We start from the raw sequence: 9,308 nt of genomic DNA, 5'->3' as shown, positions 1-9,308 counted from the left end.
TCCCCGGCATAGTTGAGCATTGCCAAGGAAATCTGCTTCAGATTGGACATGCACTTCGCGCCCAACCCACTGCCTTTCGCTTTGGCAAGGCTCGGCAATAACAGTCCGGCCAAGATCGCGATTACCGAACGCTGAACTCCGAAATGAGCAAGATCACGAGGGAAGAAGTGCTGGTCCGGATGCGGGAGCGTTACGCGCGGGCGGGCAAGACACATAAGAGCAAAATCATCACCGAGGCCAGAGCGCTGGAAAGCGCGGGAGGCGAAATGGGGGTGGATCCCACGCGCCCGCGCCAGCCCCTGGGCTCGCGTGCTTTGACTTGACCGCCAGCGTCGCATCGCGTCGCGTCGCGTCGACCGTACGTTTCTCACGCCCGGCCGTTGCGGCGGACGCAGACGAACGCGGTGGCGAGCCAAAGCGCGGCGAAGGCGGACGCGAACCAGAACGCGGTGCGAAACCACGGGGTCTCGGCGAGGTTCTTCGCGCGGAACTCCACGGTGAGCGCCTTGTTCAGCTCGGTCTGCAGCACTTGCGTGAAGCTCAGCAACTGGCCGTGCGTGGGCAGGTTCGCGCGCAACGGCGCCACCGTCGTGGTCGTGATCTCCTGCGCGCGGCAGATCATGTCCCATTGCGCGTCGGCCGCGGCGGCGTCATATGAGACGAGTCCCTCACCGGCCTGCGCGCCTCGTCCGCCCTCCTGGCCTTGGGCACGTTCCTGTTGCTGCTGGGGCGCGGGCATGTCAGTTGGGTTGGCGTTGGCGCCGAATCGGTAACTGTTCTCGGCGCTCCACGCGCGCTGCGCGTCCACGAGGTTGCGGCTTTGCGCGCGCTTGAAGGACATCTCCAGTTCGGCGACTTCCTTCTTCGACTCCTCGTCCTGCACATCCTTGTTCAGCTTCTTGAGCTGCTCCAGGTTCGCGCCGTTCGCGAGGTTGTCCTTGCCCGAAGACACCAGGCTCTTGAGGTTGCCGAGGGCGATCTTGCTCTCGTTGAAGCGCTGTTCCTTCACCTGCGCCTCGCGCCGGTTGTATTCGCCGAGCGAGAAGACCTGCCGCACGGGCTCCACGCCGAGCTTCTCGTGCGTCATGCTGCCGGTGAACTTCGCATACTCGTAATCGGGCGGCAGATACAGGTCCCAGCGCGCGTTCTTGAGCGGCACGTCGAGCGTGGGCGATGCGAGCGCAACGCCGCCGCGCGTCTTCGGGAAGCGCTCCCGCCCCACGTAAGTCACCTCGACCAGAATCGGCGCGTCGTCCGCGCCGGTGCGTTCGAGCGGCAGCATGATGCGGTCGGCCTGCCTGCTCGGGCGCACGGGCTGGCCCGCCACGAACGCGCTCCACACGGTCGCGTCCTTCGGCAGCTTCACCTCGAGGAACTGCCGGCCGTTGTTCCGCACCGCGAGCGTCATCTCGGTCATCATCTGGCCGTCCTCGGCGACGACGGTCATCAGCCGCAGGCTGTCCACGAGCGCCTGCAACACTCCGGCTTCCTGGTAGCGCTGCGCGTTGGCGGTGAGCTTCCAGCCGGGGCGCAGGTAGCGATACGCCAGCAGCACGGAGTCCTTGCCCGACACGCCGGCCTGCAAGCCGCTCCACTCGGGCAGCTCGCGCGGGTCAATCTTGTGCATCTCGCCTGTCGTGCTGCGCTCGGTCACCTGCAACGGCGCGCGGCCGAGCACCGCCACCGCGCCCGTCTCGCGCTCGACCCCGAGCGCCTCGACCACGGGAATCTCCACCGGCGCGTTCGAGCTTCCGGCCTTTCGCGGCTGCTCCCACGTCACCACGAGCGTGAAGGTCCCGCGCACCTTGTTCTGCAACTCGATCTTCCACACGTCGTTGGTCTGGTCGCGCCGCCGGATCGCGCCGCCGGAAATGTCCACGTTCGTCACGGTCACCGGCACGCGGATTTGGAATTCCTTCACCGGCGAATTGGCGATGTCGTATCGGATGAGCACGCGGCCGCTGAGCAGCGTCTCGCTCACGGTCACGATGTTCGCGACCTCGGCGCGAATCCACGATTCGAGCTGCTCGGTCGTCACGGAGAGCTTCCACGGCGCGGTCTCGACGGGCGTGGTGCTGATGAACTTGAACGCCAGCGTCGGCACCTGGTTCATGCCGCGATAAACACCCGCCGGCACCGTCGCCGCGGGAACCTCCGTCGCGCCGTCGAAGTTCTCGGTCTTCACGGCGATGCCCGTGTCGGTGGCGACGGCCACGTAGCCGTTGAGCTTCTCGACGCCGAGCGGGTGCACCGCCGGCACCGCGAGCGACTTGGGCGTTTCCTTCACCGTCTGCGCGAGGATGACCAGCAGCGACACGCTGCCGATGGTGCGCTCGCGCAACGGCACCTCCAGCACGCGCGCCGCGCCCACCTTCTTCTCCGTCCAGTTGTTCACGAGCATGAACGCGCTGCCCCGCGCGCGCATCGCGGCGTCGAAGTAGCCGACGCTCTCGATGCGCCAGCCGTCGGGAATCTGCGCGCGAAGCTGGAAGATGCCGGCCTTCCTGACCGTGTAACTGATCTCGGCCGCGAGGCGGAGTTCCTCCGCCGCGATGCGGAGCCGCTGTGTGATGCCCGCCTCGAGCTGCGCCTGCACCTGCGAGACCTGCGCCGTGAGCGAGAACCCGGGGCGGAAGTAACGCCACACGCCCGCGTTCACCTGCCCGAGCGTCGGCGAGAGTCGCGCGAACTCCGCGGAGTCCACGCGCTGCAACTCGGTGCCGCCCTCGACGCTGACGGTGAGTTCCTCGCCGCCGGCCACGCCGACCAGCCCGGTCTCGCGCTTCACGTCGCCGCTGGCGGCCGTGGTCGAGGGGATGGCGATCTTCACCGCGAGCGGTTGCCCCGAGCCGGGCGCGGGGATGGCCGCGAGCAACTGCTCCGTCTCGAGGGTGAGCTTGTAGCTGGCGGTCGCGCCCTTCACGAGGTCCACCACGAGCGTGTCGTCGGTGAGCAGTTCCCATGTGCGGATGAGCTGCCCCTCGACGCGCAACAGCCGCTGTCCGGCGGGCAGCTTCACGCGCGCCTGCCGCAACTCGCCCTGCGCGATCTGGTAATCAATCACCGTGCGCGCGTTGAGCACGCCGCCGCCGAGCGACACAAGCGTCGAGCTCACCGTGAACAGCGTCGCCTCCATCTCCGCCACGCGCTTGACCCGCGGCGTCCACGTCAGCTCCACCCGGTCCTCGGAGCCGATGATGGCATCGATGCGCGTCTGGTCGCCCGTGGCGACGCGCTGGAACGACACCGCGCTCGGGAACTCCACGTCCGCGTCCTTCTCGTCGAGCGTCGCCGAGAGCTTGCTCGCAAGCGCGGCGGGCAGCCCGAACTGAAGCCGCCGCTTCGCCACGTCGCCGCCGACCTTCGCGGCAAGCTTTACTTCGAGCACGGCCTCGCCGCGGTTGGTGAGCAGCACGCTCACGCGCGAGCCCTCGCGCACGAGCAGCGCGTGGCCGGCCTTGACGCTGAACTCGCGCAACGCCACGTCATCGCCGAACAGCGGGAACGTGACCGGGTTGGTGCTGGCGCTGGCGAGCGTGAGCGCCGCGGTGAACTCGGCGACCTTCTCGCGAATCGTGCCGGTGTAGGTGGCGCTCGTGAGGCTCACGGCGTTCGTTTCGACTGGCGATTGCGGATTGCGGAATGCGGACTGGCCAGATGCCGACGCGCCGAGCAGGAAGAACAGCGCGATGCCGGCGGCGGCGGGCGGGATGGGATTCGACGACGACGAGGACGAAGTCGGATCGGTCGGACCCGTCGGACCAGCCGGGGTCGCTGTCGCGCCGTCGCCTCCATCATTCTGCAATCCGAAATCCGCATTCCGCGTTCTGGCCGGCCACAGCTTCCACGCCACCCAGAGGAACAGCGCGAGCGCGAGCACGGGCGCGGCGGCGATGAAGGCGAAGTGCAGCGTGCGGCTCGCGAGCGCGAGATGTGTCACGCTGCCCAGCCCGAGCGCGAGGCCGAACGCGAGGCGCAGGCTGCTCGACTCCACGCGCCGCCACTCGGCCAGCACCAGCCCCAGCCCGGCGAGGAACGCCACGAGTTGCAACACCGACCGCAGCACGGTGAACACCTTCGCCTTCATCACGGACATCTCGACCGTGAGCGGGTCCCTGCCCGAGTTGAGCACCTTGGTGAAGAGCAGCGGACGTCCCGAGCGGGGCAGGTCAATGCGGATGGACCGGATGCCCGCAACCGTCGCCGCGGCGGGATTGGCGACGGTGGTGAAGCCCTCGCCCGCGCCGACGCCAAGTCCGGCGCCGGCCGGCGCTGGAGAGTTCGCGGAGCCAACCGCGAAGGAATTGCGCGACTCATCAGCCGGCCCGCCAGCGCCACCGGCGGGCTTCGCAGGAGCCGGAAGGCCGGCCATCGGTGGCGTCATCGGCTGCGCAGGAGCCGCGCCGACCGTGAACTCCTCCATGCGCAGCACCGAACCCGCGGCGCGCTCGCGGCGGCCCTGCGCGGAGCCGTCCACGAGTTGGCCACTCTGTTGCGGGCCATTTGCATATTTCGCAGCAGGGCCACCCATCGGCCTTGCGCGTTGTTCAGCCGGGCTCGAACTGCTTCGAGGCATCTCTTCGCCGCCGCGGGTGGCGAAACTCCGCACGTCATCGACGCGCTCGGCCAAAGGCTCGGTAGCGGATTGCGGCATGTAGCCGCCCGCCAATCCAGAGGATTTCACCTGCATCATCATCGGCACGAGGATGGCCCCGAGCACGACGAACACGCCGAACACGGCGACGACTTTCACCGCCCCTTTCATCCCGCGTCGCACAAGCTGGCCGACAAATGACACGGCAAAGAGTGCGACAAAGCCCGCGATGGCGAGGCCGAGGCCCCGCTCGGAGATGAAGTCGGAGTAGTTCTGCACGAACAGGCGCCACGCGTCGCGCAGTCCGTAGCTGAGTCCGCGCGGCGCGGCCATCGTGCCGCCGAGGTCGGTGACGCGGCGCGAGGGCGGCACGTAGAGTTCCCACTCGGCGTAGGTGTTGGGCACGTCGGTCTGCGGCGCGGTGAGGGCGACGGCCTGCGGCCAGAGGCCGCCCTTGAGCGCGTCGAGCTTCTGGGCATAGACGATGTCCACGGCAAAGGCCTCGTCGCGGTTGGCGCCGCGCGGGAGGGAGACGAGGAGCCATTCGCCGTCGCGCTCGGCCTTCATGGGGGCGTTGTTCACGTAGCAGCCCCAGAAGTCGGCCTTGGGTGGGAGCTTGAAGCGCTGCGTCTGCTTGTCGTTGTTTTTCACCATGAAGCTCGCCTGCGTGAGCATCTCGCCCGCGTCGGTCAGCACGCTGGTGATCTGCGTGCGGTCGGCCACGGCGTCCAGCACGCGCTCCTGGTCGTAGCGCGTGGCGTCCACGGTGTGCGCGAAGGCCGAGCCGGTGTAGCGATACGCGAGCAGGACGGGCCGCGTGACGAGCGCGCGGTCGGTCTCGGCCAGTTCGCTCGGGTCAATCACGCGCAGCGGCTCGGCGACGGGGCGCGGCAGGAGCTTGAGGCTCGCCGCGGTGGTCACGGCCACGGAACCGGTCTCGCGCTCGATGCCCTCGGCGTGCGCGCCCGCGAGGTCGAGCGCGGCCTTCTTCGGGTCGAACTGGTAATCGTAGGTCACCACGAGCGTGTAGCCGCCCCACGCCTTGTCCTGGAGGGAAATGGTCCAGACGTTCGAGGCCTGTTCCTTGCGGCGGATGTTCGGGCCGGTGAACTCGATGTTCTTCCAGTGCGCGGGGACGAGGACCTTGAACTCCTGCACGCCCTGGTTGATGAGGCCGAAGCGCATGGTCGCGCTGCCGCCCACGAGACCGTCGCCGATGGTCATGAGGTTGAAGACGTCCGCGACGATGCGCGCGGGCAGGCGCTCGGTCGCGAGCGCCAGGCGCCACGCGGCGTCGTCGGCGGTGAAGGCGAGCAGTTCCTCGCCCGTGCGCTGCGCGAGCTGGGTGACGGGAATCTCGCGGGCGTTCGTGAGCTCGGCGGTCTTGAGCCGGATGCCGGGCGAGCTGGCCGCGCCGATGAAGGCGGTTTCCTTCGTCGCGCCCGCGGGCCGAAGCGCGGCGAGGGCGATCTGCGCCGGGAAGGTCTTGTGCGCCTGTTCGAGCGAGACGTGGAGCGTGCGCATGCCGAGCACGCGCGCGGTGAAGTTCACGCGGATCTTTCCGTCGGCGAGCTTCCAATCCTCGACGCCGTCGCCCTTCACATCGGCGACGACGAAGTTGGTCGGCGCGGCGAACTCGACGTGGTAGATGCCGGCCTTCTCGACGGTGAGCGCGATCGAGTGCGTGACGAGCAGGCGGGTCTCCTCGAGGCGCGCGGTGACGCGGTCGGCGGACTTGAGCACGGGCTCGATACGCTGCACGCGCGCGCCAAGCCCCAGCGGCCAGCCGTGGAAACGATAAGCCGCGAGCGAGCCGGGCGCGGCGTTGACCTGCCGCAGGCCGGTGACGGACTCGACCTCGACGACCGTGTCGTCCACGGACAGCGTGAAGGAGCCGGAGTCGCGCTCGACATCGAGCGGCTGCGGCGGGCGGAGGTTCAGCGAGACGGGCGTGGTCTCGATGGGTTGCTCGGTGAAGAGCGTGAGCGCGTAGGATTTCTCGACCGGCTTGATGAACTCGACGGTGAGCAGCGACATCGGCTCGGCCTGTCCGCCGCCGCCGGGCGGTTGCGCGCCCGCGGGCATGCGCTCGACGCGCCAGTCGCGGATTTGTTCGCCCTGCAACCGCGTGAGCGTCTGCGTGGCCGGGAACGCGAAGGTGAGCTTGGCCACGGGAGCCTGGAGGATTTCGTAGCGCAGCGCGGTGGTGAACTTCACGACGGTCGGCGAGACTTGCGCCGCGGCGGTGGTGTCCACGGTGATGAGCGACTTGCGGGTGATCTCGGTGGTCTTGCTCTGCCAGCGCATCGAGAGCAGCCGGTCGGCGGCGAGGAAGCCCTCGGCGCGCGACTTGTTCTTCTCGTTGTCGAGCGGCGTGCCGCCGAGGAGCTGGACTTCCATGCCCGCGCTTGCGGCCTGCGCGACGACGCTCGCGATGGCGGCGGGCGGGCCGTTGAAGGAGATCGAGTTCCATGGCTCGGCCCTGGTGATTTTCGCGACGACGTCGAACTTGAGGTCGAACGTGCCCGGCGCGCCGACGTGCAGGCGATACTGGCCGGTGCCGCGCACGATGCGCACGTCCTTGGGCAGCGGGCCGGGCAGCACCGCGACGTCGCCGGTGAAGAGCGGCAGCGCGAGGTCGTTCGTGGACTGCGACTCGACGGTGAGGCTCACGGCGAAGCGCGCCTCGGTCTCGCCGACCTTGCCGTCGTAGCGGATGCTGTGCACAACGAGATTCGTGAGCGCGGGGCGGAGGGCGGGCGGGAGCACGTCCACGAGCTTCGGCGGCGCGGTGCCCTTGGAGGAGAGTTGCAGGCCGTTGAGGACGGCGACGCCATTGGGGCCGGGCGCGACTTCGATGATGAGCGGCACGCCAGGCGCGACGGGCAGATCGCGGAACACGACGAACTGATGGCCTTCGACCATCGGCGCGGGCAGCTTCCAACCTGCGGAACTCACGACGGTCATCGGGCCGAAGTTCGTGTTCGCCGAGCGCACGGTGAAGATGGAGTTCTGCTCGCCCGTGGCGTCGGGGTCGGCGTGGCCGTAGAGGTGGAGGTTGTAGCGGCCGGGCTCAAGGCCGGTGATGGTCACGACGATGTTCGATCGGTTCATCGCGAAGATGTAGTTGTCATACATCGCGTCGCCGGTCGAGTTGCCCCACACGCCGGGCGCGTTTGTCACGGCGATGGCGACGGTCGTGGGCGTGCCGTCGGAGAGCTTCACGCTGTCGAGGCGGCTGCCGAGCACAAGCGGCATGCCGGGCGCGAAGCGGGGATTGTAGTGCGTGTAGAGATTCCAGTGGTCGTTCGTGGCGCGGCCCGTGCCGGCGAAACCGGTCTTCGCGCTCGCCGCGCCGACGCCGAAGTCCACGTTGAGGAGCATCTGCGCGCGCGCGGGCAACGCCGCCGCGACGGCGAGGACGAACAGGAACGACAGCGCGAACCCGCGAGTCGGGAGACCCGCGCTCCGGCCGCGCGGCGCGAGCAGCGGCAGCTTCCATCGGCGTGAATCGGCGGACGAGAACGAGCAGGGGAGGCGGCGTGAAGTCTTCATAGGGCTGGACCGGATTGGATCGACAGTGTCAGTTGCAACGGCGTTCGAGTATCAGGTGAATTGCGGAGCGCGGCGACGGTTTGACTGCAGGCGTGTGCTCAAGGTGTCGCAAACTTATCGCAGACACCGCGCCACAACCAGCGCGCGGTAAAAGTGTCGCAAAACATTTGTCAGGACGGATGGCGTTGATCTGCCGCAAAGGACGGAAGAAGGCGCAACAGGGAACGGCTCTGAACCGATGCGCTCTTTGCGTGCTTTGCAGCCAACGCCGCCCGATGCAACGCTTCAACGCCCGGACGTCCACCGCTTCACTCCGACAACCGCGCCTTCGCGCCGCGGACGATGGTCCTCACGACCTGTGCCGCATCCGGGGTGTCGAAACGTTCAATGAGCAGACGGTAATACACGCGTGCCTGCTCCCGGTTTCCTGCCTCCCAAAGCACATCCGCCGCCGACCGCCACGACTGCAGCACTTCCCACGACTGGTCCGGATACTTGTTCGCCACGTCGCCGTATAGACGCACGGCGTCGGCGGTGCGGCCCTGCGTGGCGCGAACGTTCGCGAGACTGCGCAACGCCTGCGCGCACCAGAACGGCTGGTCTTTGTAGCGCGACAATACCCGCTCGTAACCGCGCGCGGCTTCCGTGAGCAACCGCTGCCGCTCCGCCCCGCGCGACTCGGCGGACGGCAGATGAAATTCCTTCGTGGTCGTGTCGAACGCAGCCTTCGCCGCGGCGTGTCGCTCTGCGGAGGTTTGTTTCGGCGTGGTGGCGCAGGCGGCGAGGGCGAGCGGCAGAAGGGTTACAAGGGGTAACCTGGTTGCATAAGTTGCATGGGGACGAAGGCTCGTTGCGATGAACTGCAACCGGCGTGCAGCGGACGCAACCCATGTCACCAGGCAATTCATGCAACTCCCGGGTTACTTCGTCGCATTCGTCCCGAAGCGGGTCGTCAGTTCGTAGGTGAACGTCTTCTTCTCCCGCGGCTTGAGCGGGATCACGAACTTCACCTTCGTCGCGTCCACCTTCTCTTGGGCTTGCGCGGTCACCAGCGTCCAGTCCCCCGCGAAGTTCCGCCGGATGTCCAGCACCACGTCGATCTCCTTGCTGTTCTGCAACTCGAACTGCCACGTCTGCTTGATCGTCCACCCGGCCACGT

3 protein-coding genes are annotated in these 9,308 nt (G+C 67.8%); 1 reads left to right on the top strand and 2 read right to left on the bottom strand.

The features are described from left to right. The first annotated feature begins 143 nt into the window (after window positions 1-143). Entirely contained in the window at window positions 144-323 is a 180-nt protein-coding gene (locus FJ386_14355; GenBank protein MBM3877873.1) for a hypothetical protein, read from the top strand. 44 nt (window positions 324-367) lie between these two features. On the opposite strand, the gene FJ386_14350 is transcribed toward FJ386_14355, so the two are convergent. Further along, the gene (locus tag FJ386_14350; GenBank protein MBM3877872.1) at window positions 368-8,149 is read right to left on the bottom strand and encodes a hypothetical protein; all 7,782 of its coding nucleotides are present in this window, start codon (window positions 8,147-8,149) and stop codon (window positions 368-370) included. Window positions 8,150-8,457: 308 nt separating this feature from the next. Next, window positions 8,458-9,057 carry a tetratricopeptide repeat protein gene (locus tag FJ386_14345; protein ID MBM3877871.1) on the bottom strand — a complete coding sequence of 200 codons (600 nt, stop codon included), beginning with the start codon at window positions 9,055-9,057 and terminating at the stop codon, window positions 8,458-8,460. Between the last annotated feature and the right edge of the window lie 251 nt (window positions 9,058-9,308).

The sequence above is a fragment of the Verrucomicrobiota bacterium genome (assembly GCA_016871675.1).
Classification (GTDB): domain Bacteria; phylum Verrucomicrobiota; class Verrucomicrobiia; order Limisphaerales; family VHCN01; genus VHCN01.
This window is presented reverse-complemented; position numbering and strand designations above follow the sequence as displayed.

Excerpts from the sequence above, each read along its gene's own strand:
- FJ386_14350 (MBM3877872.1), bottom strand. The coding sequence starts at position 8,149 with ATGAAGACTTCACGCCGCCTCCCCTGCTCGTTCTCGTCCGCCGATTCA.
- FJ386_14345 (MBM3877871.1), bottom strand. The coding sequence starts at position 9,057 with ATGAATTGCCTGGTGACATGGGTTGCGTCCGCTGCACGCCGGTTGCAG.
- FJ386_14355 (MBM3877873.1), top strand. The coding sequence starts at position 144 with ATGAGCAAGATCACGAGGGAAGAAGTGCTGGTCCGGATGCGGGAGCGT.